At 60.1% G+C, this 25,642-nt stretch carries 21 protein-coding genes; 9 read left to right on the top strand and 12 right to left on the bottom strand.

The window, feature by feature from the left end; genetic code table 11:
* Positions 1-57 precede the first annotated feature (57 nt).
* On the bottom strand, positions 58-6,024 hold the full coding sequence (locus tag CUJ91_RS10590) for an ATP-binding sensor histidine kinase (protein ID WP_114156186.1): 5,967 nt from the start codon (positions 6,022-6,024) through the stop codon (positions 58-60).
* Positions 6,025-6,502: 478 nt separating this feature from the next.
* On the opposite strand from CUJ91_RS10590, the gene CUJ91_RS10595 reads away from it, so the two are divergent.
* The gene (locus tag CUJ91_RS10595; protein WP_161966572.1) at positions 6,503-7,510 is read left to right on the top strand and encodes a LysR family transcriptional regulator; all 1,008 of its coding nucleotides are present in this window, start codon (positions 6,503-6,505) and stop codon (positions 7,508-7,510) included.
* Positions 7,511-7,530: 20 nt separating this feature from the next.
* On the opposite strand, the gene CUJ91_RS10600 is transcribed toward CUJ91_RS10595, so the two are convergent.
* Entirely contained in the window at positions 7,531-9,264 is a 1,734-nt protein-coding gene (locus tag CUJ91_RS10600; protein WP_053858296.1) for an FAD-dependent oxidoreductase, read from the bottom strand.
* Between the two features lie 100 nt (positions 9,265-9,364).
* Positions 9,365-10,042 carry a type 1 glutamine amidotransferase domain-containing protein gene (locus CUJ91_RS10605; protein WP_006052667.1) on the bottom strand — a complete coding sequence of 226 codons (678 nt, stop codon included), beginning with the start codon at positions 10,040-10,042 and terminating at the stop codon, positions 9,365-9,367.
* Between the two features lie 315 nt (positions 10,043-10,357).
* Here CUJ91_RS10605 and CUJ91_RS10610 point away from each other — a divergent pair, with 315 nt between their 5' ends.
* Both CUJ91_RS10610 and CUJ91_RS10615 read left to right on the top strand, forming a co-directional pair.
* A complete protein-coding gene (locus tag CUJ91_RS10610; RefSeq protein WP_006052666.1) occupies positions 10,358-11,005 on the top strand; it encodes a response regulator transcription factor in 648 nt (215 codons plus the stop codon).
* A gap of 156 nt (positions 11,006-11,161) precedes the next feature.
* Positions 11,162-11,575, top strand: coding sequence for a response regulator (locus tag CUJ91_RS10615; RefSeq protein ID WP_149029180.1), 414 nt, complete (start codon positions 11,162-11,164; stop codon positions 11,573-11,575).
* A 23-nt stretch (positions 11,576-11,598) separates the two neighbouring features.
* On the opposite strand, the gene CUJ91_RS10620 is transcribed toward CUJ91_RS10615, so the two are convergent.
* The 3 genes from CUJ91_RS10620 to CUJ91_RS10630 form a co-directional block, all read right to left on the bottom strand.
* Positions 11,599-12,063 (bottom strand): universal stress protein, encoded by a 465-nt coding sequence (locus CUJ91_RS10620; protein ID WP_006052664.1) that lies wholly within the window; start codon positions 12,061-12,063, stop codon positions 11,599-11,601.
* A gap of 56 nt (positions 12,064-12,119) precedes the next feature.
* Entirely contained in the window at positions 12,120-12,479 is a 360-nt protein-coding gene (locus CUJ91_RS10625; RefSeq protein WP_114156188.1) for a BON domain-containing protein, read from the bottom strand.
* Between the two features lie 109 nt (positions 12,480-12,588).
* Positions 12,589-13,914 (bottom strand): epoxide hydrolase family protein, encoded by a 1,326-nt coding sequence (locus CUJ91_RS10630; RefSeq protein WP_114156189.1) that lies wholly within the window; start codon positions 13,912-13,914, stop codon positions 12,589-12,591.
* Positions 13,915-14,297: 383 nt separating this feature from the next.
* On the opposite strand from CUJ91_RS10630, the gene CUJ91_RS10635 reads away from it, so the two are divergent.
* Positions 14,298-15,254, top strand: a complete 957-nt coding sequence (locus tag CUJ91_RS10635) for an enoyl-CoA hydratase/isomerase family protein (protein ID WP_006052661.1) — start codon at positions 14,298-14,300, stop codon at positions 15,252-15,254.
* A gap of 5 nt (positions 15,255-15,259) precedes the next feature.
* On the top strand, positions 15,260-15,715 hold the full coding sequence (locus CUJ91_RS10640) for a VOC family protein (RefSeq protein WP_053858299.1): 456 nt from the start codon (positions 15,260-15,262) through the stop codon (positions 15,713-15,715).
* A gap of 163 nt (positions 15,716-15,878) precedes the next feature.
* Here CUJ91_RS10640 and CUJ91_RS10645 read toward each other — a convergent pair whose 3' ends face one another.
* From CUJ91_RS10645 to CUJ91_RS10660, 4 genes are all read right to left on the bottom strand, one after another.
* Positions 15,879-16,820, bottom strand: a complete 942-nt coding sequence (locus tag CUJ91_RS10645) for an aldo/keto reductase (RefSeq protein ID WP_114156191.1) — start codon at positions 16,818-16,820, stop codon at positions 15,879-15,881.
* 83 nt (positions 16,821-16,903) lie between these two features.
* Positions 16,904-17,236 (bottom strand): ArsR/SmtB family transcription factor, encoded by a 333-nt coding sequence (locus tag CUJ91_RS10650; protein WP_114156716.1) that lies wholly within the window; start codon positions 17,234-17,236, stop codon positions 16,904-16,906.
* Positions 17,237-17,256: 20 nt separating this feature from the next.
* Positions 17,257-19,122: a biosynthetic-type acetolactate synthase large subunit gene (gene ilvB, locus CUJ91_RS10655; protein WP_374710136.1), complete on the bottom strand. Its 1,866-nt coding sequence runs from the start codon at positions 19,120-19,122 to the stop codon at positions 17,257-17,259.
* 198 nt (positions 19,123-19,320) lie between these two features.
* Positions 19,321-19,986, bottom strand: a complete 666-nt coding sequence (locus tag CUJ91_RS10660; RefSeq protein WP_114156193.1) for an AraC family transcriptional regulator — start codon at positions 19,984-19,986, stop codon at positions 19,321-19,323.
* A 345-nt stretch (positions 19,987-20,331) separates the two neighbouring features.
* On the opposite strand from CUJ91_RS10660, the gene CUJ91_RS10665 reads away from it, so the two are divergent.
* Both CUJ91_RS10665 and mug read left to right on the top strand, forming a co-directional pair.
* The gene (locus tag CUJ91_RS10665) at positions 20,332-21,357 is read left to right on the top strand and encodes a GlxA family transcriptional regulator (protein ID WP_006052655.1); all 1,026 of its coding nucleotides are present in this window, start codon (positions 20,332-20,334) and stop codon (positions 21,355-21,357) included.
* Positions 21,354-21,884, top strand: coding sequence for a G/U mismatch-specific DNA glycosylase (mug, locus tag CUJ91_RS10670; RefSeq protein ID WP_244230930.1), 531 nt, complete (start codon positions 21,354-21,356; stop codon positions 21,882-21,884). The genes CUJ91_RS10665 and mug overlap by 4 nt, the downstream gene beginning before the upstream one ends.
* Here the strand turns inward: mug and CUJ91_RS10675 are convergent.
* Together CUJ91_RS10675 and CUJ91_RS33990 are read right to left on the bottom strand one after the other, a co-directional pair.
* Complete coding sequence (locus CUJ91_RS10675; protein WP_044021990.1) at positions 21,857-22,777, bottom strand: LysR family transcriptional regulator; 921 nt, start codon at positions 22,775-22,777, stop codon at positions 21,857-21,859. The two genes, mug and CUJ91_RS10675, sit on opposite strands and share 28 nt — an antisense overlap.
* A 135-nt stretch (positions 22,778-22,912) precedes the next feature.
* Complete coding sequence (locus CUJ91_RS33990; protein WP_153067626.1) at positions 22,913-23,113, bottom strand: hypothetical protein; 201 nt, start codon at positions 23,111-23,113, stop codon at positions 22,913-22,915.
* A 14-nt stretch (positions 23,114-23,127) separates the two neighbouring features.
* Here CUJ91_RS33990 and CUJ91_RS10680 point away from each other — a divergent pair, with 14 nt between their 5' ends.
* Positions 23,128-23,814 carry an antibiotic biosynthesis monooxygenase family protein gene (locus CUJ91_RS10680; RefSeq protein ID WP_114156195.1) on the top strand — a complete coding sequence of 229 codons (687 nt, stop codon included), beginning with the start codon at positions 23,128-23,130 and terminating at the stop codon, positions 23,812-23,814.
* A gap of 355 nt (positions 23,815-24,169) precedes the next feature.
* Positions 24,170-25,642, top strand: a complete 1,473-nt coding sequence (locus CUJ91_RS10685) for an MFS transporter (RefSeq protein WP_114156196.1) — start codon at positions 24,170-24,172, stop codon at positions 25,640-25,642.

Genomic DNA, 25,642 nt, shown 5'->3' on the forward strand with positions numbered 1-25,642 from the left:
CACCTGGAAAACCGATGCAGCACGAACAACACTTGATCCCCGGTATCAACAATGGCCTTAAGGCGCAGCCCCCGCGGACGGCAGCGTGAAGTGAAAACGCGCCCCGCCGTGCACGGACAGATTGTCGGCCTCGATGCGTCCGTCATGCGCGTCGATGATCGAGCGGCATATCGGCAAGCCCATTCCCATCCCGCCTTCCTTCGTCGTGAAGAAACTTTGGAACACGCGATCCATATGCTCGGGCGCGATGCCGGGACCACTGTCCTCGATAGCGCAATGCAGCGTGCCCGCGTCCGGCGCATTGGTGCGAATGGTGATCCGCCGTTCCGGGCTGCCGGTCTGCTCCATCTGCTGCATCGCATTGACCACGAGGTTGACGATCACCTGCTGCAACTGCACGCGATCGGCGCGCACTCGCCTCACGCCCGGCGCAAGTTCGAGCGAAACCTGGACGTCGCGCGTCTGGATCTCACGGCGCAAGAAAACCAGCGCCTCGTCGATGAGCAGCGCAAGCGGTTCGAGCGTGTATTTAGGCCCACGCCGCAGCGCCATCCCGCGAATCCGGCCGATGATGTCGACGGCCCGCTGCGCATCGGCGGCGATGCGCTGGTTCGTGTCCCGCACCTCGTCCAGTTCGGGCACCGGCCGGTTCAACCAGCGCTCGCTGACCTGGCAATTTATCGCGATCGCAGCGAGCGGCTGGTTGAGTTCATGCGCGATCGACGCCGTCAATTCACCCAGCATCGAAATGCGCGCCGCATGCGCGAAATCCGCCTGCAGCCGCTGCAGCATGTCCTGGGCGCGAACGCGCTCGGTCAGGTCGACGAGGCTAATCAGCGCGATCCCCAGGTCGTCGACCGTGCGCGGGCGCGCGACAGTCAGCAGAACGTCGATCACGCGCCCGTCGAGCGTCGGCAGCCGGGTCGTTTCCTGGAACAGCATGTCCCCGCGATAACGGCTCTCGAGCGCGCGCCGCAGCGTATCGGGACTCTCCTTCCAGACCCACGGCAGCGGACCAAGCAGCGCGCGCCGTTCGGTCGCGCCGAACATCTGAAGCGCATGGTCGTTTGTCTCTTCGACGACAAGCGTGTTCTTCGCGCGCTCGAGCCAGTCTGCGTGGTCGCTGATATATGCCGACAGATCGTCGACACCTTGCCCGCGCAGTTCGGTCAGCATCGCGGTCAACGGCTGCGCCTCGATCTGCCACAGCCCGACCGGTATATCGCGAAAGAGGCTGCGATAGCGTTGCTCGCTGCGCGCAAGCGCGGCGTGCGCCTGCTTGCGTGTCGTGATGTCCATCAGCGCGCCGACCAGCCGCCTTTGACCGGGCCCATCGGCCACCACGTGCGCCACGACCTGCAAGTGACCATGCGAGCCGTCCGGCATCGACAGCCGATGCTCGATGTCGAACGCCTGGCCGTCGCGCGCGGCGCGATCGAACGCCGAGCGCACGAAGGCAAGATCGTCGGGATGGACGCGATCGAGCATCAACTGCAACGTCGGCGTGATGCTTGCGTCGTAGCCAAAGATACGGAAACTCTCTTTCGACCAGAACATCGCATCGCCCGTCACATCCCAATCGAAACTCCCCGTGTGACTCAACTCCTGTGCGGCCGTCAACAGCGCTTCCGCATGTTGAAGATCCGCGTATAGCCGCAACGTTTCGAGCGACAGCGCCGCCTGCGATGCCAATAGCCGCAACACGGCCGTTTGGGCCGGCGAGAATACGTCCACCGTCAGCGTGTTTTCGAGGTACAGCACGCCGATCAGCCTGGTCAGTTTGACGAGCGGAAGACACAGGATTGAGCGGCAGTCATGCGCGCGAATGTACTCGTCCTGTGAATAGGGGTTGGGCGCAGTCACGTCGTCGAGCATGAGTATGTCCCGGGTCCGCGCGACATAGCGAAGGATGGACATAGGCAGATCGGCGGCGCTCGGGCGCGATTTCGGCAAACGCACTGCCACCGTATTACCGACTGTCTCGGCTTCCGCTTCGATGCGCAGTTCGTCGCCGCGCGCGAGAATCAGCAGCCCGCGGTTGGCACCGGCGTGTTCGAGCGCGAGCAGCATCAGCTTGCGAATCAGCTCGTTCAGATCCATGCCGCTAAAAATGGACTCCGATACCTTGACGACAGTCGCGAGGTCCAGTTGTTCTACCGATGTCGCAACCGACCCTTCTTCGTCGACCAGTTCGGCTCTTAACTGCGGGTAGATACTTTCCAGTTGACGCACCTTGCCTTGTGCGCCCCAGCGTTCGTAGCAGGAGCGCGCATCGGCCAGATAATGATCGGCAAGCGTCGCGCGAGCTCGCGAGGCGTGAAATCGCGCGGCCAACTCATTGGCCATCGCCTGGTTCTGAATGAAGCCGTGCACGCGGGCGAGCCGCAGCGCGTCTTCGTAATGGTGCATCGCGTCGACGTCGCGACCGTCGATGCGCGCCAGTTCCGCCAGCACCAGCGAGTAACGGTTTCCGTAATTCGCGGGGCAATGTCGCGCCCACATTTCAAATTTCGGAAGCTTCTCTGTGATGACCTGCCGATACGCCTGCTGCTGGCCGGCAGACGCGTCGGCATAAAGCGCGCTCAGTGTGAGCACATGAAAAAAGTGAAACGTGGGCTCGATCGCCAGTGCCATCACCGAACTGAGGACCGCGTCGGCCATCGCTGCGGCGTTCAGTGCGTCGGCATAGCGGCCATCGAGATACGCGAGCATCAGCTTGATGATGTGATAAACGCCGATGCCGCAGCCGAAATTGGATTTGACGATGGCCTCGCAACAGGCGGCTTCGTCGAAGTGGTCGTCGTTGAGCGTGAGCATTCCGCTCGACAGACCTCGCAAGCTCGCGACGAACTGCTGCTCGATACGAATCGTTTCATGAACCGCGTCGTTATGACTCTCGAGCATGAGCGTTGCGTATCGTGCCGAATGCGCGTGCACGTCCTTGAGCGCGTCGCCTTTTTCGATCGACTGCCATACGGCATTGAACGCGAGATTGCCGGCGAACACGAGGTCGCCCACTTCCATGCAGGCAACGGCCGCCTGTTCAAACACCGGGAGGTTCTCGTCGATGTTACATCGCCAGAAATTCACATGACTGCAATACAGATGAAGCAGCTTTCCGTACAGGCGGCGATTGCCGAACTTTTCGTTCAGACGCAACGACATTTCGGAGAACTGCACGGCAGCCGGGATATCGCCGATACGGGAAACCAGCATCAACGCAAAATTGCCGTACGCGAAACTCGAGTTGTCGGTATTGCCGTGACGCAGCGAGAGATTGACCGCCTTCAGCGTGAATAGCGGATAAAAGACCGGACGCGCGGCGAACGCGCACGGCATGGCTTCGACAAGCAGATTGATGACCGCGCGGCTCGCCGGGTCTTCGGCCACGGGTGCATCGACCAGTGCTTCAGTCGGACGACCCGCCTGGTTGATGGGCACCTCCAGCAACGCGTCGTCGACGGCCGCGCGGAGTTCGTCGTCAGCCTCCGGAAAAACGATACCGAAGTCACGCAGCGCCGCGAGCGCGGCGGCGAAGCTCTCGTTGTACTTTCCGGCGAGCTGATATAACTCCATCCGCAGACTGAATACTTTGGCCCGATCGAGATTGTCATGCGCCCTTTCGAGTACTAGATCGGCTACGGCGTCCGCCCTGGCGAAATCGCCAACCAGGTACTCGCATTCCAGATACGCGAGATAGAGTTCCAGCGTGCTGTCGTAACGCTCGTCCCACGCGGCGTCCGAGAGCAGCGCGACGCCCTGGGCGAGATAGCTTCGGGCCGACGAGTACGCCGTCGAACTCATCGCGCGCTTGCCTGCAATCAGGTTGAGTGCCGCGGCTTGCTCGCGCTCCGTCTTGCTCTGTATTAAAGCCGCACCGCGATTGAGGTGATTGACGATGTCGAAAATCGCCTCGTGAAGCGCCTCGGGCGGAGTATGCGAGGCGAGCGCTCGGCCGATTCGCAAATGCGCCGCGGGCCGCTCGCCGGCGGGAATCAACTCATACGCGGCTTCCTGCACGCGGTCGTGAGCGAACACATAGTTCGAGCCCACGCGAAACACCAGTCCGCTGCGTATGGCTTCCCACATGCGGGCGTTGGTGACCTCCTCCGCTTTGTCTTCCGCTTTGTCCTGCACCCATGTCAGCGCGGTGACATCGGCCACATTGCCGAGGCACGCGAGTTGTCCCAGCACGTCACGTGTTTCGGCGGACAAGCGGCCGAGCTTCGCAGCCATCAGGTCGGCGACGTTGTCGGTATAGCCCTTTGCGCGGATGCCCGGCAAATCCCACGTCCATACCGCGGCGCGATGATCGAAGCGGATCAAGCCTTCATCGTGCAGCGCGGTCAGAAACTGGATCGTGAAAAACGGATTGCCGCCTGTCTTCTCATGCACCAGTTGCGCAAGCGCCTCGACCGGTGCGCCGTCGCAGTGCAACGCATCGGAAGCAAGCTGCGCGATGCTTCGCGCGTTCAGCGGCTCGAGCACGATCTGCTGCACGTTGCCGGCCGCGCTACGAATCGAATCGAGCGTGCGCGCAAGCGGGTGCGACGCATCGACTTCGTTGTCGCGGTATGCGCCGATCAGTAAAACATGGCGCACTTCGGGATGCGTGACGAGATGCTCCAGCAGTTCGAGTGTTGCGGTATCGAGCCATTGCAGATCGTCAATGAAGAGCGCGAGCGGATGCTCGGCCCGCGCGAACACACCCAGGAAGCGACGGAACACCCAATGAAACAGGTTTTGCGCATCTTGCGGCGGCAGATTCGGAACGGGCGGCTGCTCGCCGATGATGAGCGCGAGCTCGGGAATCAGGTTCACCATCACCTGGCCATTCGGCGCGAGCGCCTCCATCAACTGTTCGCGCCAGGGCTCGATCTCCGTGTCGCTTTTGCTGAGCAGATCGCGCAAGAGCCACTGGAATGCCTGCGCAAAGGTGGCGTACGGAACGTCTCGCTTGTACTGATCGAACTTGCCGGCAGCAAACAGCCCGCGCGGCGGCACCAGCACTTTGTGCAACTCGTTGACGACCGACGATTTGCCGATGCCGGCATAGCCCGCAATCAACACGAGTTCGGTCGCGCCGCCCGCGACGATTCTCTCGAACGCGTCGACGAGGTGCCCGATCTGCGCCTCGCGCCCATAAAGTTTTTCGGGAATCAGCAGACGGTCCGATGCATCGTGCAAGCCGAGCGCAAACGGCGCAATCGAATGATTCGTGCCCCACGACGCAACGCACGCACGAAGATCCGCTTCGACGCCCGCCGCGGTTTGATAGCGGTCTTCCGCGGCCTTGGCCAGCAGTTTCAGCACGATGCGCTCGACAGGCTCGGGAATGCCCCTCGCCCGCTCGCCTGGCGGCGGCGGCCTGCGCGCGATATGACAATGGATCCATTCCATCGGGTCGGATGCCGTGAACGGCAGCGAACCCGTAAGCATTTCGTACAAAACGACGCCGAGCGAATAGAGATCGCTGCGGGTGTCGATCGAGCGATTCATTCGCCCCGTCTGCTCAGGCGCCATGTATGCAAAGGTGCCCGCCACGACTTCCGGCGGTATGGGCGGCTGATGCTCCTGCGGCAATTGCGAAGCGATGCCAAAGCCGGTAAGACGCACGCGATCGTTGCTATCGACCAGCACATGCGCCGGCTTGATGTCTTTATGTATGAGACCGCATTGATGAACGCGGCCGATGACCTTTGCGAGGTTGACGGCGATACGCAACACACGCGCCAGTTCGAGAGGACGGCGCAAGATGCGCCGCAAAGGCTCGCCGCCGTCGTCGTCGAGAACCAGCATGGGCGGCTCGCGGCGCGGGTCGAGCGCGAGCGGATGCGCCGCCCAGCTTGCATCGAGGAACGGCGCCAGACGGTACTCATGCACGAGGCGCGCGACACTGCGCGAAGTCGGCCGCGCGGCGACCAGCGCAAGCATCGTCACGGCATGACTGGCTTTCCTCGCCCGATACAGCGAGAAATCGCCGTCGTCGTGTAATGGCTCGAGTTCGTACCCGGTGAGGATCACGCCGCCTCCTGTCGTCGAGTGCGCCGAACGGACAGGAACGGAGCCAGCGCGGGACCTTGCGCGCCCGATCAGCCAACAACATCACGCTCGCGATCATTGAGCGACCATTCTTGTACGAATAGACAACAAACGCAAAGCAAAACTTACGGTTGCACGCGCAACGGCGACGCCCCACCAACCGCGCTCCGCGTCGCCGCATTCGAATCTTTCAGCCTGTAATGCACCGATTCAACGCAGTTTCCCGACGGTGCCTTCGTCATAGCACGATGGTGTGGCAAGCCATACCATCGTGTGATGGACTGGCCTTCCGACTCGCGGTTTCATCTACTCATCGCAGCGGTCTGAGCGGGTACGACGACAAACCTGGCAGAACTGCTAACGATCGATGCAGCCCGCGTTGCTGCACACAAAATGCTCGCTCATATCGATTCATAACGATTACTTCGATCTCGTCGGCGTCGCCTCCAGGAGTCGCATCATGGACCATCTTGAAACCATCCGTATCTTCGTGAAAGTTGCCGATACATCGAGCTTCAGCCGCACCGCGGAGCACTTCGCCGTGACCACAGCCGTCGTGACGCGACGCGTCGTCGCGTTGGAGAAACGTCTCGACGCCCGGCTATTTAGACGCACGACTCGGCACGTCGCATTGACCGATGCCGGCGCGACGTTTCTGGAAAGCGCGCGCCGTATTCTCGACGACATCGACGAGGCCGAAATGGCCGTTGCCGGTCAGGAGCGCCGCGCGTGCGGCGTGCTCAGGATCGCGTCTCCCGTTGCGTTCGGGCTGCGGCACCTGAGTCCGATCCTGAAGTCGTTCCGCGACGCCTATCCGCTCGTCATGCCGCATGTGGCGCTGTGCGACGACACGATCAACCTGGTCGAAAGGCGGGTCGATGTCGTGATCGTTCCCGAAGTGGAAGCCAGCGGCAATTCGCTCGTCACCAGACGGTTCGCGTCCAGTCCGATGCAGCTCGTTGCATCGCCGATGTATCTGCAGCGGCACGGCGTACCGGCCACGGTGGCCGCGCTGAACGATCATGTGGTCTTGCAGCATTCAGGCAAGCAGTTCTCCGAATGCCTGCGCCGGCTCGAGCGGCTGGGCGATGGCCGCTGTCATCCGGACAGCCTGATCATGTCGAACAGTCTTGCGATGCTGCACAAGATGTCCGTGGACGGTCACGGCATCGCCGTGCTGCCGGCTTATCTGGCGGAGCCGGATATCGACAGCGGTCTGCTCGTCAATGTGCTGCCAGACATCGACATGCCGCGTCTCGACCTGTCGGTCGCGTTCGAAACGCGCCATAACATGCCCGCGAGAATTCGCGCGTTCATCGACTTCATCGTGAATCACTTCAACATCGACGACATCGCGACAGCGCCGCACGTCGCTCCCGTCACGGTGCGAAAAGCCGCCACGCCGCCTTGCATGGCGCGCGCCATCCATCATTCGTTCGACGCGGTCGGCTCGCCGGTTTACGACTGAGTACGACTGAGCGCGTCTATTCACCCGCCAGCCGCGAGAAACCGGTGTATCTGCCCCACGACAGCCGCGCCCTCGCCCACCGCCGAGGCGACGCGCTTGGTCGAACCCGAGCGAACGTCGCCGATCGCGAACACGCCTTCGATGTTCGTCTGCAACGGCATCGTCGACGCGCCGGCTTCTTCCAGGTCGGCGCCGGTCAATATGAAGCCGCTGCTGTCGAGCGACACCGCACATTGATCCAGCCAGCCCGTATTGGGTTCAGCGCCGATGAAAACGAACAGGTGATGCGCCGTCATGCTTCCTTCGATGCCGCCGGCACCACGGTAGTGCACGCGCTCGAGACGCGCATTGCCGTCGAGCGCGGTCAGTTCCATCCGCGTATGAAGCGTGAGGTTCGCGAGCGACGCGACACGATCGGCGAGATAGTGCGACATGCTGCGAGCGAGGGTCGCGCCCCGAATGAACATGTGCACATGTTCCGCGTGCCCGGCGAGGAAAACGGCAGCCTGTCCCGCGGAATTGCCGCCGCCCATCAGCACGACGGACTCCTTGCGGCAGAGCCTCGCCTCGATCGGCGTCGCCCAGTAATAGACGCCGGAGCGTTCGAAGCGCGAGAGGTTCTCGACGGAAGGCCGGCGATATTCAGCGCCGCTCGCGATCACCACCGTGCGCGTGGTAATGCGGCGGCCGCCGATCAGTTCGACGACAAGCGGTTGCCTGTCGCAGTGCAGTGCGCTGACCTCGCACGGGATTCCGATATGCGCGCCGAACTTCTGCGCCTGGACCAACGCGCGGCCCGCGAGTGCCTGCCCGGAGATGCCTGTCGGAAAGCCCAGATAGTTCTCGATGCGCGCGCTTGTGCCGGCCTGCCCACCGGGCGCGCGGCAGTCGAGCGCCGCCACCGACAATCCTTCGGACGCCGCATAGACTGCTGCTGCCAGGCCCGCCGGACCCGCGCCGACGATCGTCACATCGTAGACATGCGTCGGATCGAATTCCGGAATGAGGCCGAGGCACGATGCCAGTTGCCCTTCATCGGGGTTTCGCAGCACCGTGCCGTCCGGACAAAAGATCAGCGGGAAGTCGTCGGGCTGCGGCGTCAGTCGCTCTAGCAACGCGATGGCTTCGGCGTCCTGCTCGCTATCGAGCGTCATGTTGGGAAACGCGTTGCGCCGCAAGAAATTCTGCAAGGCGGCCAACTGCGGATGGCGCGACGAGCCGACGAGAACGACCCCCTGTCCGCGTTCGATGACGAGCACCCGCCGCAAGATCAGCGCGCGCATGATCTTTTCGCCGAGGTCGGCTTCGCTCACCATCATCGCGCTAAGCTCGGCGGGCCGCACGAGCACGGCTTCGACATCTTCGAGGACATGCGCGTCGACCACGGCCAGCTTGCTAGATAGCTGGGTGACGTCAGAGGTAAATTCGCCGCGCTTCGTGTAGGTGTGAATCACGCGTTCGTGGCCGAGGCCGTCGCGGCCGACTATCCGGACCTTGCCTGACAGCACGACGAACATTCCTGGGCAACGGCTTCCGGCACGGTAAAGCAAGTCGCCCTTGACGTAGCGCGACACGCTGCCAAACCGCCGTATGCTGTCGATCTCCGCAGCGGAGAGGACCGGAAACATCTGGTTGTAGCGAGGATGGTCGCGCACCGCAGGGTCGTCGGCGAGCGCCTCGTCATCAACGCGGCTCGTGTTCTCCGTCACTTCGCGGGCGGGCGCCTTGCCTGGCGACTCTGGCTCGTTGCTCATTGCCGAACCTCCTTGACCGGCCGGCTGGCGCCCGCGTGGCGAGGCTGCGCGCCGTCGCGGCAGGCAGGCGGCAGCGCCGGCAAATCACGCCCTGCACTCGCTAGGCCCGCAGGAGCTTGATCAGTTCTCTGGCAGCCGGGCCAGACGAAGCCGGATTCTGGCCTGTGATCAGCCGCCCGTCTACGATCGTATATACCGACCAGTCCGGGCCTTTTTCAAACAGGCCGCCCAGACGCTTCAGCTCGTCCTCGACCAGGAACGGTACGACCGCGGTAAGCTGCACAGCCTCTTCTTCGCTATTGGTAAAGCCCGTGACACGCTTTCCCTTGACGATGGGCTGCCCCTGATACGTGACGTTGTTCAATACGGCCGGCGCGTGACAGACGGCGGCGACCGGCTTGCCGGCGTTATAGAACGCCTCGATCAAGGCGATCGAGTTTCTGTCTTCCACGAGGTCCCACAGCGGGCCGTGCCCGCCCGGATAGAAGACCGAATCGTAGCCGTCGGAGCTTACTTCGGACAGCTTGACGGTGTTGGCGAGAATTGCCTGGGTGGCAGCGTCTTTCTTGAAGCGCTCCATGGAATCTGTCTGGTTGCCGGGCTCGTCGCTTTTGGGGTCGATCGGCGGCTGGCCGCCTTTGACGGAAGCCACGGTGACCTCCACGTCGGCATCGACGAACGCATAGTACGGAGCCGTGAACTCTTCGAGCCAGAAACCGGTCGGCTTGCCGGTGTTTCCAAGCACGTTGTGCGAAGTCAAAACCATCAAAACCTTCATTGTCAGTCTCCGGTTGATTGCGAGGACATGCCTGTGCGACGGCTGGGCGGACACCGGTAACGCTACGCCCAATCGCGGCGGCACACCATACGTACAACGCATGTCGGGCGACCGCCGTTCGATTGTTCAATCAATACCTACGTATGGCGTTGCCGGCCTGTGCGGTTGCGCAGAACGAGTACTTCGTCTTCAGCGCCCGGCTCGAGTGGCAAGATGCAAAACCCTCTACAAAAACCTGGCGATAAGCGGGACGGTTGCTTACTATACGAACGTATCCGCGTCGGCTCAATGCAACCAGTTCTGGATGAGCAAGCGATGAAACATGACAATGCGATGGGCGCAAGGGAATCATTGTCGGACTCGCTTGTTTATGTGGTCGACGACGATGAATCCATTCGGGGCGCACTGACTTCTCTGCTCACTTCCGTCGGCATCAAGGTACTGGCGTTCGAATCGGCGGACGACTTTCTGGCCGCGGAAATGCCCGACGTGCCCAGTTGCCTCATTCTCGACGTTCGGCTGCGAGGCACGAGCGGCCTCACGCTGCAACAGCATCCATTCCGGGAGAGCGTCCCGTTTCCGGTTATTTTTCTGACCGGGCACGGCGACATCGAAATGTCCGTGAAGGCGATGAAGGCAGGGGCTTTTGACTTCATGACAAAGCCGTTCAAGGATCAGGACCTGATCGATACGATCGCCGCCGCGCTGAAGCGGGATGGAGAATTGAAGCGTCAGGCGAAGATCGTGGCGGGCATCCGTCAAACGTACGAATCCCTGACGGCGCGCGAGCGGCAAGTCATCAAACTGGTCGCCGATGGACTGCTGAACAAGCAGATCGCGGGCCAGCTTTCTCTGAGCGAAGTGACAGTCAAGATCCATCGCGCGCAAGCGATGCACAAGTTGAATGCACGCTCAGTGCCTGACGTCGTGAGGAAGCTACAGCAAGTGGCGCCTCTGCACTAGGAGCGGCTCGACAAACCGGCCGGGCCTATCGCACTGCCCTTACCTCTTCCTCAATCACGACGAATGCGCTCAGGCTAATACACACTGTCATCCGGATCATTCGAACGTCTTATTGCTGCTTCGCCCATTGGCCTGTAAGTTGCAAGAAGAATCAGCTTGTTCGAATCCGTGTCCGTGCTCTGTGGATTCCTGATGAAATCAAAGCGCTCTCCTGCAACTATTGCAGTGGTGGACGACGACGAATCCATCCGGATGGCGATATCCAATCTGCTTCGTTCGGCGAACTGGCACGCTATTGTTTACGAGTCCGCCAACCATCTTCTGGTCGATGCGTCGCGATCGCAACCGAATCTGGTTATCGCCGATATTCACATGCCCGGCATGGACGGCTTTGCGCTTCTTGAGTCGATCAAACTATGGCAACGTCCAAGCCCCGTCATTTTTATTACGGCTTACGCGACGCAACAGCTATTCGAAAAAGCGCAAGCGAGCCGAGCCGCCGGTTTCTTCTCGAAGCCAGTGGACGGCGTGCGGCTACTCGCGCTGATTGGTGAAATACTACAGACGTAACCTTGCTTTTATCGCCGCCATCATCACGTCAGCCCTTTGTCCCGTGTTTCGATCAGTACGGGACAAGGCGACCGGTCGATCACTTCTCCGCTGATCGACGGATTAGCCCAGCGGCGCAGCCGTGACAGATGGTGGTGCCCCATCACGATGACCTCGGCGGCCAGCAGCCCGGCTTGTTCGATGATCACATCGGCCGGCGGATTTCCCGCGCGAAGGTGCTGCTCCACGATCAGATTGTGGCCGGCAAGCTGCCCGGCTGCTGTGGCGAGGACGGATCGCGCAAACGATGTCTGCGCGCTTGCGGGCGGATAGGTCAGCCCGTCGGGCGCGATACCGCTTTCGCTACCGGGAGGCAGTGCATAAGAAGGATCGATAACGCAGAGAAGATGTACGGTCGCGCGACCCGGCGACGCGACGCGCCGCACCAGGTCGATGACATTCGCACTTTGAAGCGTGCCGTCCAGCGGCACCAGAAGGATATTGAACATGGTGAGCCTACCCATCGAAGATCAGATTCACACGCGGGCTCCGTCGCCACACGAAGTCAATTTCCGGGCTCGTAGACCGTGAGCCGGCTGTCCACGCGATGAACGCCTCCTACGTTTTCCGCTGCTGTTCCGGCCGACTGGATTTGCGCCTCATCGGGCGCAGTTCCCGCAAGCGTGATGACGCCGCCGTGCGCCAGCACGTTAATGTGCGAGGAGTCCAGCCCTTTCACTTTCGTGAGCGACTTGCGCACGGCATGACTCAAAGCGCGATTGTCGGCTCGAAGCTGCTTCTTGCTCGGAGCGTCCGTGCTGACGGACGACGAATCCGCAGCCGAAGTACTCGGTATGCCGCCAGGCAAAGCCATCGTAAAAGCGGCCACGGCCGTCATGGTGAAGATCAGTACTCGGGTTTGCATGTCAGGCTCCTGCCGGTAAGCAAATCATGGACGATCGATAGTCAGTCGCGGGCAATCCTGATTACATGACGTCACCCGCATTGCGCTTCTACCCGCCGTATCTGTGCGGTCAACGCAGAGACCGAAAGCTCACGCGCAGCTCTTCCGAGAAAACTTGCGGTTGTTCCCACGCCGCAAAGTGGCCGCCTTTCGGAAGGCGGTTGTAGTGGATCAACTGTGGATATGCTTTCGCTGTCCAGCTTTGCGGCGCAGCGTAGATCTCATCGGGAAAGACGCTCACGGCAACCGGAATAGCAACGTGCTTCGGCGCAAAGAAGTTCAGCTTGTTTTCCTCATACAGGCGCGCCGATGAAATTGCCGTGCCCGTGAACCAATAGAGCGTCACGTTATCGAGCACGTCGTTGCGTGTGATCCCTTCGGACTGACCGTCAAATACTCGCGCGATCAGTGCCTGGCTGGCGGCGTCGTGGTCGATCATCCACGCGGCGAGGCCGAGCGGCGAATCTTCGATGCCATACAGCGTCTGCGGACGGTTCGCCATTTCCAATGCGTAGCCGAGGCCGTGCTTGTAGAAATAGTCGAGCTGATCGAACGCGTGCTTCTCGTCGGCTGACAGAGACGCGGGCGCCGGTTCTCCGAACTTGAGTGCCTGCGCGATGTCGTCGGGCACCGTCGCCGGCATGTTGGTGTGAATGCCGAGCAGTTCCGGCGGTGTCAGCAAAGCCATTTGCTCCGTCACCGCATTGCCCCAATCGCCGCCTTGCGCGACGTACCGCGTGTAGCCGAGCCGCTGCATCAGTACGACCCATGCGCGTGCGATGCGAACGGGGTCCCAGCCCTCCTCGGTCGGCTTCCCCGAGAAGCCGTAGCCAGGGAGCGACGGAATCACGACATCGAATGCATCGGACGCAGTGCCGCCGTACGCCGTTGGGTTCGTCAGCGGGCCAATAATCTTCAATTGCTCGATGATCGAGCCAGGCCACCCGTGCGTGATGATGACCGGTAACGCATTGGCGTCCTTCGAGCGAACGTGGATGAAGTGAATGTCGACGCCGTCAATCTCGGTGACGAATTGCGGCAGCGAGTTCAGTCTCGCCTCGACGTCGCGCCAGTTGTAGTCCGTCACCCAGCAACGGGCGAGCTTTTGCATGGTTGCGAGTTGCACGCCTTGAGACGCATCCTTCGCGGTTTCGCGCTCAGGCCAGCGGGTCGCCTTTATCCGCCTCTTTAGATCGATAACTTTTGATTCCGGCGCGTGCACACGGAGTGGCCGAATAGCCGATTTGTCGGCACTGCCCGATGGCGATGCGTCAATGATCGATCGATTCGGTTCTGCGAACGCCAGTCGGCTTAGTGAACCAGCAACAGCGGCCGACGCCGCCACGCCGATAAAGCGACGGCGCGATGCGGTCTCGGGAAAGATATCGTCGGCCATACAGACTCCTGTTGGCAATAAGTGCGACGCCGCACGTCGCAGTGGTGGTAGCGATTGTGGGTAAACAAACCTTGCGGGTAAACGGCCGGGTTAGAACAACAGTTGTGTCGGCCGCGAATAGATCTTTTCCGCTGCAATCAGCGTGGCCGCAGCGATACATACGATGCGCGTAAAGCACCGTGTGAGATGTCATGCGACGGCAACGCAGCCGGATACGCCAGCCGTTTTTTCGCGTCGCTCAATACGGTATCAAGACTATTGATCGAGCGATGGCGTCACGCTCATTGGTCTTGCACAAGGCCGCGACTAGACTACCTGGGTGGACCGGATGCGCCGCACGCTTTTTGTCCCGCGAATCTTCTCAGGACCAAAAGGAAGCAAACATGAACCCGACTCAATTTGTGGTGGCATTGATCGCAAGCCCACTGTTTTTCAATAGCAGCGCGATCGCACAAGAGAATCAAAGCGGCGCTGCCGCGAAGCAGGCGGTGCAACTGGAAGCGGGCGCAAAGCCGGAGTTCGGCATCAAACGCGTAACGCCGCAATACTGGCGTGTCACGATCGATCATCCGCCGTTCAATATCTTCGGCCCCGAATCCATACCTCAGTTGAACAGCGTCATCACGCAGATAGAAAACGATCCCGAACTAAAGGTCGTGGTGTTCGACAGCGCCGTACCTGGTTTTTTCCTGACTCACTATGATTTCGTGCCCCCGCTCGAAGCGACTACGAGCATGCCGCCCGGACCCACCGGTATGCCGCCATTGCCCGATATGTTGAGTCGCCTGAGCCGCTCTTCTGTCGTGTCGATCGTATCGATCCGGGGCCGGGCTACCGGCGTTGGCAGTGAGTTGTCGCTTGCATCCGACATGCGCTTTGCCAGCCGCGAAAAAGCCGTGCTTTCGCAATTCGAGGTGGGCGCCGGGTTCGATCCGGGTGGCGGACCGATGTCGCGTCTTCCCCGCCTGATGGGACGGGGCCGTGCGCTTGAAATCCTGCTGAGCGGCAGCGACATCAACGGCGAACTTGCGGAGCGATATGGCTATGTCAACCGCTCGCTGCCAGATGCCGAGCTGGATAAGTTTGTCGACACACTGGCCCGGCGCATCGCCTCGTTCGACAAGCAAACCATTGGGGAAATCAAGCATTTCGTCAACATTGCCACTCTCCCGCCCGATAGCGAACTCGGCCCACAATGGGACGCCTTCATTACTTCTGTGCAGCGTCCGCAGGCACAGCACGATATCGGGAAGCTGATGGAACTCGGGCTGCAGAAAAAGCCCGACGTGGAGATTCATCTGGATCGATATACGGGCGAAGTAAGTCGGGGTGGCAAGTAGGCATAATGGCGCAATGCGACCGGTTCATTAATAACGGAGAAGTCACAGTGGAAGGCAAACCCCTAACCCGCGGAATAGACCATATCGGTCTGACGGTTCGAGACCTCAAGCTCACGGTGGAGTTCTTCACCGAATGCCTCGGCTGGACTCTCGTTGGCGAGCGCCCGAGCTACCCTGCGGCGTTCGTGTCCGATGGACACGTCACGCTGACGCTTTGGCAAGTACTCGACGCGGACCGGCGCGTCGAGTTCGACCGCAAGACCAACGTCGGCCTGCACCATCTCGCATTGAAGGTGGGTAGTGAAGAAGCATTAAACGAGATATTTGCGCGCGTTTCGGAATGGGCAGGCGTGGTGGCCGAATTCGCGCCTGAAGACCTCGGTCAAGGACCAAAGCGGCATGCGATGGTTTATGAACCCGGCGGCATCAGGCTCGAATTCGATTTCGACCCGCGCGTTTAAGAAACGAATTGCGACGAGCTCGCGCTCGAGGGCGGTAGCCGCGAACACCGCGCGGTGCCATCGTCCGATACGGTGTGGCGCATCGTGCGCTCGTGTGTTCATGTAATACGTTCGGATGGACTCGTATCCGGGGAAAGCGGAACCCATGACCCCGGCCAACGCATCAAAGCTGCGATCGCGGAATAAACCCAGGATTGCCGGTCTTCACGACTTCATTGAAGCGCTGCCTTGTCTGAATGTCATTGATCGCGTCGAAAGCGTCATCGGGCAGCGGCGCAATGTCGAAGTTTTCACGCGCACGCGCGTCAGTCTTGGGTGTCGTCAATACAGCGGTGCCGCGCTGCACTGCCCATGCGATCAGCACTTGCGCAGGCGTCTTTCCAACTCGCTCGGCAATCCGCAAGACAACCGGATCTTCGAGTGGTCCGGGCCTTATGCCATGCCCCAATGGCGCAAACGCCAGAAAGACGATGTCGTTCTTTTGGCAGAACTCCAGAAGTTCTCTTTCCGGAAGATAAGGATGAGCCTCGACCTGAACGACCGCCGGCTTGATTCGCGCAGCTTCATACAGCGGCTCGAGCTCATTCAGACCAATGTCGGAAAGGCCGATCGCGCGGCATCTTTTACGGTCGACGAGATCTTCCAAGGCCCGCCACGTGTCGAGTAAAGTCACACGGCGATCATAGAGAATGGCTCCATGCTCGTCTCGCGGGTCCTGCTCGTCGCCAGGTTGAAACGCGAACGGCGTATGAATCAGGTAAAGGTCCAGATAATCGAGCCCGAGTCTGTCCAGACTCGCATTGAACGCAGGTTCGACGCGCTCGGGCCGGTGATTGGAATTCCACAGTTTCGTCGTGACGAAGATGTCTTCTCGCGAAAGCTCTCGTGCCGACAGCGCGGCCTGTAAAGCCGTGCCCACCTCGCGCTCATTGCGGTATCGCTCGGCACAATCAAGGTGCCGATATCCAACTTTTAGCGCAGCGGTCGTGGCGCTTGTCGTGACGGCTGCATCGGCAATCAACGTGCCAAATCCGACTGCGGGCATATGGCCGCCGCCGTGACTGAGCGCTATTCTTTTGAGCTGGAAATCGGAAGGCTCATTCATGACGACACCTCCAGGAGTTTGTGCAAATGTCTTCCGGCGGCTGCCGGACTTTCAGCATAGGATGATTTGCGCGGCATGCCCGACTATTTCGACGAAGCTCTACGCGGGCGCGATGCTGACAAGTTGTCACTCACCTGCGTGGCAAACGCGAGGATCACTTCTTCATTGCGCGACAGGAAAGTCCACTGCCCTGCCCGCGTCGCAACAAGAAGCCGGGCCGCGACGAGTGTTGCGATGTGGGCCGAGACGGTCGACTGCGATAGACCGCTTTGCGCATGAATCAGATTCGGCGGTACGCCATGACTGAAATCGAAATGGCCCTGCTCGAATACTTTGGCAGGCGTCTTCAACCATTCGAGAATGTCCCGCCGAAAGGGATTCGCAAGGGCTTTATAAATCCGGTCGATATCGATCATGGCGATAGAAGAAGGCATGGTCAGAACATGTCCGCAGCGTTCAAACGCACTGCGCCCTGATCTCCAGCTTCTGGCGTGCGACGCGAAGGGATGAAAGGCCCCGTGATCATCTCCGAGTAGCTTTGGCCTGGCCCCACCATCGGGAACACGTCGGCGTTCTCATCGATCATCACTTCGAGAAAGGCGGGTCCTTCGAACTTCACGAATGACTTCAGTTTGTCCTCGAGTTCGCTTATCGCTTCGACGCGGCAGGCAAATTTGAATCCGTCGGCGCGCGCCGCCATCACAAAGTCCTTCTGATGAAGCGACTTGTCGCTGACAAACGTCCGGCCCTCGTAAAAGAGACGCTGCCACTGCCTGATCATCCCGTCACCGCGATTGTTGAGCAGCAGCACCTTGACGGGGACGCCATACGTGCTCGCTGTTTCCAGTTCGCCCGCATTCATCCGGATACTGCCGTCACCGTCGATGTCGATTACCAGCGCATCCGGCCGCGCCAGTTGTGCGCCAATAGCCGCGGGCAATCCGAAGCCCATGGTTCCCATGCTGCCTGACGTCAGAAAGCTGCGAGGCTCGATGAACTCGAAGAATTGCGCCGTCCACATTTGATGCTGGCCGACGCCCGTACTGATAATGGCTCTCCCCTGAGTAATTTCGCTGAGTTTCTCGACGACGAATTGCGGCTGAATCAGCGGACTGCGCCTGTCGTAGTTCATGCCGTGGCGCTGCTTGAGTTCCACCACTCGTTCGAGCCATCCGGCAGGCGATTGCACACCTGCACCGTGCTCCATCAACGAACGCAACGCGTGCTTCGCATCGCCCACGTGGCTCCAGTGCGTACGCTTCACTTTGTTGATCTCAGCCTCGTCGATGTCGATATGCGCGACGTAACGTGCGCCGGCGGCAAATGCATCCGGGCGGCCACCGGCGACGCGATCGTCGAATCGGGAACCCACGGCAATCAGAAAGTCGCAATCTTCGACTGCATAATTCGCGCACGCGGCGCCGTGCATGCCGAGCATGCCAAGCGACAATTCGTGTTTTGCCGGTATGGCGCCGAGACCCATTAGCGTCGTCACTACCGGGATCCTGTAACGCTCCGAGAACGCGCGCAGCTCGGCTGCTGCGCCCGCTGCGATGACACCGCCGCCGACGTATAACAGCGGACGTTCGCTCTGCCGCAGAAGATCGAAGAAACGCGCGCGTTTGTCCTCGCCGAGATCGCTGCCTTTCGCGACCATGCGCAGGCGATCGGAATAGCCGCGAAACTGCAACGTGCCTTTGCCCTGATAAACGCCCATCCAGTTCTGAATGTCCTTTGGCACGTCGACGACAACGGGACCGGGACGTCCGGTGCGTGCAATCTCGAATGCGCTTCGCAGGGTCTGCTCGAGTTTCGTTGCGTCGGTCACCAGGAACACCTGTTTGGAGCAGGCCGACATGATGTTGAAGACCGGCGCTTCCTGAAAAGCATCGCTGCCGATCGCGGCGCGCGGCACTTGCCCGCATATCAGTACAACAGGAATCGAATCGCCATTGCAGTCCGCAATGGGTGTCACGGCGTTCGTCGCGCCAGGTCCGGACGTGACCATGAATACGCCCACTTTTCCGCTCGCTCGCGCGTAGCCGGCGGCCATGAAGCCGGCCGCCTGTTCATTGGCCGGCACGATGAATCTGATTTGGCGCTCGGGATGCGACGCGCACGCTTCATTGAATCGAAACACCGCGTCGTAAGTCGGCAGGATCGCGCCGCCGCTATAGCCGAATAGTGTGTCGACGCCCTGTTCCGCGAGTACACGCAGAATGATGTCGGCGCCCGACATCAGTTCGCCTTCATGTGTCGGGTCTGGACAAACTTGCGAAGCTATTTGTGGATTCTGGGTCACGGCTGACTCGTATGGAAACCGGCGCTGAGGGCATCAGCGGCCGCGATTGGGGAATATCCCGTTCAATTCGAGAACAGCGTATGTTCGGCGCCAGTTCATGGACCATTACTGCGGCGGGATCTCCATACCGGTGCAGTCCATTTAGCACTTCCTTGGTGTGCATCTGGAAGAATTGCGAGGATGAATTGATTCTGCCAACTATCGGGACCTGCTGCGCGGGGATGCATTTGCGTCACAGGCCAAAAGAGTTCGCTTTCGGGCCACGCGGTCTTTGACGCGGTCTTCGTCGAACGTGTGAGCCAGCAATGTCTCCGCAATGCAATGCGCCACATCCACGCCCAGATCTTCTTCGACCAGAGCCAGCGCGAGGCCAACACCGGCGCTCACGCCGTCAGAAGAATAGAGATTGCCGTCTTTCAGCCAACCCGCATCTGGCACGACGTGCACCAATGGAAAGTCCCTCGCGAGACGATGTGCGTCGCACTCGCGAATAGTCAATGAGCGATGATCGGCGAGACCGGCACGCGCCAGCAGAAACGCACCGTTGGATATGCACGCGATCTTTGTCGCAGTACGATCCACGCCGCCGAGCCAGTTCACCAGTTCCCGATGCTCACGCGCCGAGCCAACCGCCGGAGAGCCGGGCACGATGACGATATCAAACGATGTCCGTGAATCGCGCAGCGATTCGGTCGTCCGTACCGCGGTCCCGTTCGAGCACATGACCGGCCCGAGTGTCGGGCCAATGACATGCTGTACATAGAACCGTTCACCGCATACGCGGTTTGCTTCCTCGAATACATCCATCGGCCCGCTCACCTCGAGCAGTTGAAAGCCTGCATACAGCATCATTGCGACACGCATGCGCCATTTCTCCGCCAGTGCACCCAACCCAGAACGAACGATTCTTCAAACGAAGTCTAATCAATGCGGCCCATGTGCGACTGCGTAGATCGCGCGATGTCAGGCCATTCGATGCGGGATTTGCGCCACCTTGCAAAAAGAGGCGTTCCCACGCGCAGGCGAGGCGCTTCTCTCTTTACGCCAGCGAAAAAGTCATTTACCACTTGTGACGGGCGGGCCGCGCCATCATTGGGGTAAGCTAGGCGCTCGCTCGTTGCCGCGGCTTATCGCAATGCATGGAATTCCCACGAAAACACGGTCTGCACCGTCAAGGCGAGCGTGCTCTTACTCGATGAAGGTCACGGCATGAAAGTCGCCATTGTCATATTCGAAGGTGCGCAAGCACTGGATGTAGCAGGCCCACTCGATGTATTCGCTGAAGCGAATGCAAACCTTCCCGAGCATCAGCGATATGAAGTGTCGCTCGTCGGTAGCAAAGCCGGCACGGTCACGTGTTCAAACGGCATGCAGCTTGCCGTTCCTTATGGCTATGCGGACTCCGTCACTCAGTTCGACCTCGTACTGGTGGCAGGCGGGCCCCGGTTGCCTGACTGCAATCCACCGAACGAATTGCTGACCTGGCTGCAAAACCAGGCACGCGGAGCGGCGCGCTTCGGCTCCGTTTGCAACGGTGCATTCGTGCTTGGACATGCTGGCTTGATCGACGGCAAGCAGGTAACGACCCATTGGGCCGATGCAAGGCGCCTCGCGGACAACTTCCCTCTTGCTCGAGTACAGCCCGACAGGATCTTCATTCGTGACGGTCGTCTTTTCACCTCTGCCGGTGTGACGGCGGGCATCGACCTGTGTTTGTCGTTAGTGGCGGAAGACTGGGGACACGAGATGGCGGTACGCGTTGCCAAACGTCTGGTTGTCTATATCCAGCGAGAAGGCGGCCAGTCGCAGTACAGCCCCTACATTGGTGCAGGCAAGGAGGAAAACCCGATCATCGGCAAGGTGCACCGCTATGTCACCGAACATATCACCGACGCATTGTCGATCGAACAACTGGCAGGCGCTGTTTCGGTAAGCCGGCGCACCTTCTCGCGGCTCTTCGCCAAGTATGCAAAGGTCACACCGTCGGCGTTCGTCGAGCAGGTTCGCGTGGACACTGCGAGGAAACTGCTTGAAGACTCGGACGCTCCGTTGAAAACCGTCGCGTTTCAATGCGGCTTTCACAGCGCCACGCAAATGCGGACCACGTTCACCCGAAGACTGAACGTTACGCCGAAACAATACCGCCAAAGATTTCGCGGCACAGTAAGCGCACCGCCGCGGACCTATAGCGGCGCCGATCAGCACGCCGCATCTCAGCTTTCGCCGCAGTTGTGATTCCTGAAGAGTTGGCCCCTTCTCTTCCGGATGTTCTCGAGCCGGGTTTGTCGCTGGTCTTTTGCGGTATCAATCCTGGCGTGCGTGCGGCAACGACCGGCCATCATTTCGAGGGCAGAAACAACCGGTTCTGGCGTGCCGTTCATCTCGCGGGTTTTTCTCCGCAACAGATTCGGCCTGAAGACGACCGCAGCTTCCTTCAGTATGGATGCGGTCTCACTACAGCAGTATCGCGCCCAACCGCACGCGCCGACCAGCTATCGCGAGCGGAAATCGAAGCAGGCGCGGCTGCGTTCGAGCAAAAGATCAAACGCTATGCGCCACGCTACATTGCCTTTCTCGGGAAGATGGCGCTATCCGCTATGTCCGGCAAACGCGAGCTTCAATGGGGACTTCAGCAAGAACCTTTCGGTGGTGCGCGTGCGTGGGTGCTGCCAAATCCGAGTGGCCTGAATCGTGCCTATAGCCTCGAATTACTCGTGCGTGCTTACCGCGAACTTTACGTCGCCGTTGCGTCTTCGGATTGAAGATGCGGATTGCTGCGCAGGCTCTCCGTCACGAAGTCGACAAAAGCGCGGACCTTCCCGCTCGCGCCTCGCCGTTCGATATGCAAGAGACTCACTGGTGTGGGCTCCGGCTCGAATGCCGTCAGAATAGGCTTGAGTTTGCCGTCCTGTACCTCTTGAGCTGCCTGATAGGACAACAATTGCGTCAATCCCACGCAATCGAGTGCCGCCAGAACGGCAGCCGCAGTCAGGTCGACGATCATTCGCGGCTGGATTCGAACCGGCATTCTCGTACCGTTGCCATCGAACACCCACTCGAGCGGATGAGAGACGCCCGTGAACGACACACATTGATGATCGGCGAGATCTTTTGGATGACGCGGCTCGCCATGCGCCGCGAGATACGCAGGCGCGGCGTAGGTCCGACGCCGCACAAACCCCAACGGAATAGCGAATATCGACGAATCTCCAAGATGGCCGATGCGAACGGCGATATCCACGCCTTCTTCCAGTAGCCGCGTGGTGCGGTCGACATAGATGGCGTTGACGGTGACTTCCGGATAGCGCAGCGCAAACGCATTGATGAGCGGCGCGATAAAGCGCTGACCAAACATCACCGGCGCGGAAACAGTCAGTGTGCCAACGGGATTCAGATGATCGGCGGCGACATTGGCGTCGGCCTCGGTGATCGCGTCCAGCACTTTGCGGCAAGCGTCGAGATAGCCGAGACCTGCGTCGGTCGGCCGTATTGTCCGCGTGGTTCGCGCGAGCAGTTGCGTGCCGAGACGGGCTTCGAGTGAATTGAGCGCGCGAGAAACCGCGGGCGTCGACATGCCGAGTTTCTCCGACGCGCTCGTGAAGCTCCCACGATCCACGATGGCAACAAAGACTTCCATCTCGCGCAATTTGTCCATTCCGACTTCCCATGCGGTAACGCTCACGTCTACACCGCGATTGTAGGCGCCGTAATAGCCCGAATCCCGCATTGGCCTGAATTCGACTCAAATTGGCCCGCTTCTTACTCTTCCGGGTGACTGCAAAGCGAGTTTTCATGATGCTCGTCGCGAATCAAAGGCACTCTGTTGCGCGGCAGGAAAAACACTTGTTCGCCGCATGAAAACGGTGATGAAGCTTTTCGCGGCGCTGGCAAATTTCTCCACGTTATTGGCCCGATACGCGAGCCATTCCGGCTTCTGCAATTCCCACGCGTCGCGGACAATCAACTCGCCACTTATCGTATCGCCAAGCAAAGGAAGAGTCCGTTATGTTTTCTGCAATGCTCGAAGTCAATCCGCTACCTGAACAGTTCGACCTTTACCTCGGCATGGCAAAGATGCTGCGCCCGGAACTCGAGAAGATCGTCGGCTTTATCGACAACGCCCGCTACGCCAGCCTGACGCGCGAGGGATGGCTTCTTTCCCTATCGAGCTGGCGCGACGAGAAGTCGCTGGTTCGCTGGCGCACCACGACGAAGCATCATCAGATACAACAGGCGGCGCGCGATCGTGTGTTTGCCGACTATCGGCTGCGCATCGGCCAGACTGTGGCCGATACACGCGTGCCCGAAGGAGAAGTTCTGCTCGAGCAACGGCTCGATGTCACCGAGGCGGGCGCGGGTACTGCGGTGACACTGCTCGATGCGCAGCGCGCGCCCGAGTGGGCCAAAGAGGCCGGCGCAGAAGCCGTGGCAAGGTCGCTCGGATTTGATGCAACAACAGCGACAGCGGCAGCGGGCCTCGTGGCGTGGGACATATTCGACGCGCTAATGGCGCCCGGCGATGTGATCACTGTGCTGACCTGGCGCGATCACGCCGCCGCCGAATCTTTCGAACGCAAGGCTGCATTGCCGGAAGACGTGCGTCTGCGGCATATCCGCGTGGTGCGCGAGTACGGCATGTTCGATCGTCGCGAAGCGCCTCAGTACTTTGCGGACGTGCAACCTTCCGCATAGACAGTAAAGCAGCGTCCGGGAAACAAAAGACTATTGCGATGGACGCACATTGTCATTGTGCCAGGCCGAGCCGTGGCCTGATTTGCGAACGAAATGGCCAACTGCGCCAGCTCTGTTGTCTTCGAAGAGCAAGGCGATCTCCTAGAATGAATCAACGTCCGATTCATAGCCTTATTCAACCTTACTCGATTCGCGCACTCATATGACCATCGCTACGCCATGGAACGCGGGAACGGCAACATCGGACGTAGCAGATGCGTCGTCACCGAGTGTCGTCCGCGAGACAGAGAGCCCGCTTCCTCCTAAGTCCGCGGCAGCGGAGTTGTCGCCTCGTCTTGCGACGGGTCTCGTCGGGATGCTTCTCGCGTCTTTGTTGGCAATACTTAACGAGCAGGTCACCGCAGTGGCGATGACCGACATTCGCGGTGCGCTTTCAATCGGACACGATGACGGAAGCTGGCTGACCGCCCTCTTCGAGGCCGCGAATGTCGCCACGATGGTCTTCGCGCCCTGGTTCGCGATAACGCTCACGCTGAAGCGGTTCACGCTGGGCGCCGTAATAGCCGCGATGCTTATCGGTGTTCTTTGCCCGTTTGCACCGAACCTCCCGGCGCTTTATGCGCTGCGTGTGCTGCAGGGAATAGCCGGCGGCTGCCTGCCTCCCATGTTGATCATCGCGGCGCTGCGCTACCTTCCGCCGAAGATCAAGTTATACGGCCTTGCCGGCTACGCGCTGACCGCAACCTTTGGACCATCGCTGGCAACGCCGCTCGCGGCTCTGTGGACCGAGTACGTCGACTGGCGAATGGCATTCTGGCAAATCGTACCGCTCGGCCTGATTAGCTGCGTAGCGATACAGCAAGGACTGCCCGACGAATCCTCGAAGACAGAACGCTTCAAGTCGTTCAACTGGACCGGCTTCGTCACCGGCTTTCCCGCTATCGCCATGCTCGTGATTGGTTTATTGCAAGGCGACCGCCTCGACTGGCTGAATTCCGGCTTCATTCGCGTCATGCTCGGTGGAGGAACGCTGTTGCTGGCCGCGTTTCTCATCAACGAGTGGTTTCATCCCTCGCCGTTCTTCGGCCTTCAACTACTACGCCGCAGAAACTTCACACACGGCCTGATTACACTCGCGGGCGCGGTGATCCTGCTGACCGGCGTAGCCGTCATTCCCGCGCAATACCTTGCGAAAGTACACGGATACAGGCCGCTGCAAACCGCACCGCTCGCGCTGCTGGTCGCGATTCCGCTATTGATTGCGCTGCCTCTGACTGCCGCGCTGCTGAACATGCAGCGCGTGGATCGCAGATGGGTCATCGCGATCGGACTTTCACTCATGGCTACCACATGCTTCCTGGGAAGCTACATGACTTCCGAGTGGATTCGCGACAACTTTTATTGGCTGCAGTCGTTGCAGATTGCCGCGCAACCAATGGTGATCCTCTCGATCCTGATGGGCGTAACCGGAGGCTTGCCGCCAACAGAAGGCCCGCTTGCTTCCGCGATGTTCAACACGCTAAAAGTTTTCGCCGGCGTGGCGGCCACCGGTCTCATTGAAGGGCTCGGTACTGCGCGCCAGCACTTTCACTCGAGCATGCTCGTGGACCGGCTTGGCAATAACGCGTTGATCACGACTCAAAGCGTCGATGCAAATCACGGTTTCGGCGCACTCGCGCAGCGCATTCACGAGCAGGCAATCGTGCTGACATCCGCTGATCTGTATCGCGTGATGGCGTGCATTGCCGTCGCCCTGCTTTTTCTTGTTCCGGTGTTACCCACGCGCATTTATCCGCCCTGGAGCACCACGCCGCCATCTTCACGCTAA

Origin of the sequence: Paraburkholderia graminis, assembly GCF_003330785.1 — a bacterium.
In the GTDB taxonomy this organism is placed as follows: domain Bacteria; phylum Pseudomonadota; class Gammaproteobacteria; order Burkholderiales; family Burkholderiaceae; genus Paraburkholderia; species Paraburkholderia graminis.

What these genes read in the sequence shown, in the direction of transcription:
- CUJ91_RS10595 (WP_161966572.1), top strand. Translation starts at nt 6,503, where the DNA reads ATGGACCATCTTGAAACCATCCGTATCTTCGTGAAAGTTGCCGATACA.
- CUJ91_RS10600 (WP_053858296.1), bottom strand. Translation starts at nt 9,264, where the DNA reads ATGAGCAACGAGCCAGAGTCGCCAGGCAAGGCGCCCGCCCGCGAAGTG.
- CUJ91_RS10605 (WP_006052667.1), bottom strand. Translation starts at nt 10,042, where the DNA reads ATGAAGGTTTTGATGGTTTTGACTTCGCACAACGTGCTTGGAAACACC.
- CUJ91_RS10610 (WP_006052666.1), top strand. Translation starts at nt 10,358, where the DNA reads ATGAAACATGACAATGCGATGGGCGCAAGGGAATCATTGTCGGACTCG.
- CUJ91_RS10620 (WP_006052664.1), bottom strand. Translation starts at nt 12,063, where the DNA reads ATGTTCAATATCCTTCTGGTGCCGCTGGACGGCACGCTTCAAAGTGCG.
- CUJ91_RS10625 (WP_114156188.1), bottom strand. Translation starts at nt 12,479, where the DNA reads ATGCAAACCCGAGTACTGATCTTCACCATGACGGCCGTGGCCGCTTTT.
- CUJ91_RS10630 (WP_114156189.1), bottom strand. Translation starts at nt 13,914, where the DNA reads ATGGCCGACGATATCTTTCCCGAGACCGCATCGCGCCGTCGCTTTATC.
- CUJ91_RS10635 (WP_006052661.1), top strand. Translation starts at nt 14,298, where the DNA reads ATGAACCCGACTCAATTTGTGGTGGCATTGATCGCAAGCCCACTGTTT.
- CUJ91_RS10640 (WP_053858299.1), top strand. Translation starts at nt 15,260, where the DNA reads ATGGCGCAATGCGACCGGTTCATTAATAACGGAGAAGTCACAGTGGAA.
- CUJ91_RS10645 (WP_114156191.1), bottom strand. Translation starts at nt 16,820, where the DNA reads ATGAATGAGCCTTCCGATTTCCAGCTCAAAAGAATAGCGCTCAGTCAC.
- CUJ91_RS10650 (WP_114156716.1), bottom strand. Translation starts at nt 17,236, where the DNA reads ATGATCGATATCGACCGGATTTATAAAGCCCTTGCGAATCCCTTTCGG.
- CUJ91_RS10660 (WP_114156193.1), bottom strand. Translation starts at nt 19,986, where the DNA reads ATGCGTGTCGCAATGATGCTGTATGCAGGCTTTCAACTGCTCGAGGTG.
- CUJ91_RS10665 (WP_006052655.1), top strand. Translation starts at nt 20,332, where the DNA reads ATGAAAGTCGCCATTGTCATATTCGAAGGTGCGCAAGCACTGGATGTA.
- CUJ91_RS10675 (WP_044021990.1), bottom strand. Translation starts at nt 22,777, where the DNA reads ATGGACAAATTGCGCGAGATGGAAGTCTTTGTTGCCATCGTGGATCGT.
- CUJ91_RS10680 (WP_114156195.1), top strand. Translation starts at nt 23,128, where the DNA reads ATGTTTTCTGCAATGCTCGAAGTCAATCCGCTACCTGAACAGTTCGAC.
- CUJ91_RS10685 (WP_114156196.1), top strand. Translation starts at nt 24,170, where the DNA reads ATGCTTCTCGCGTCTTTGTTGGCAATACTTAACGAGCAGGTCACCGCA.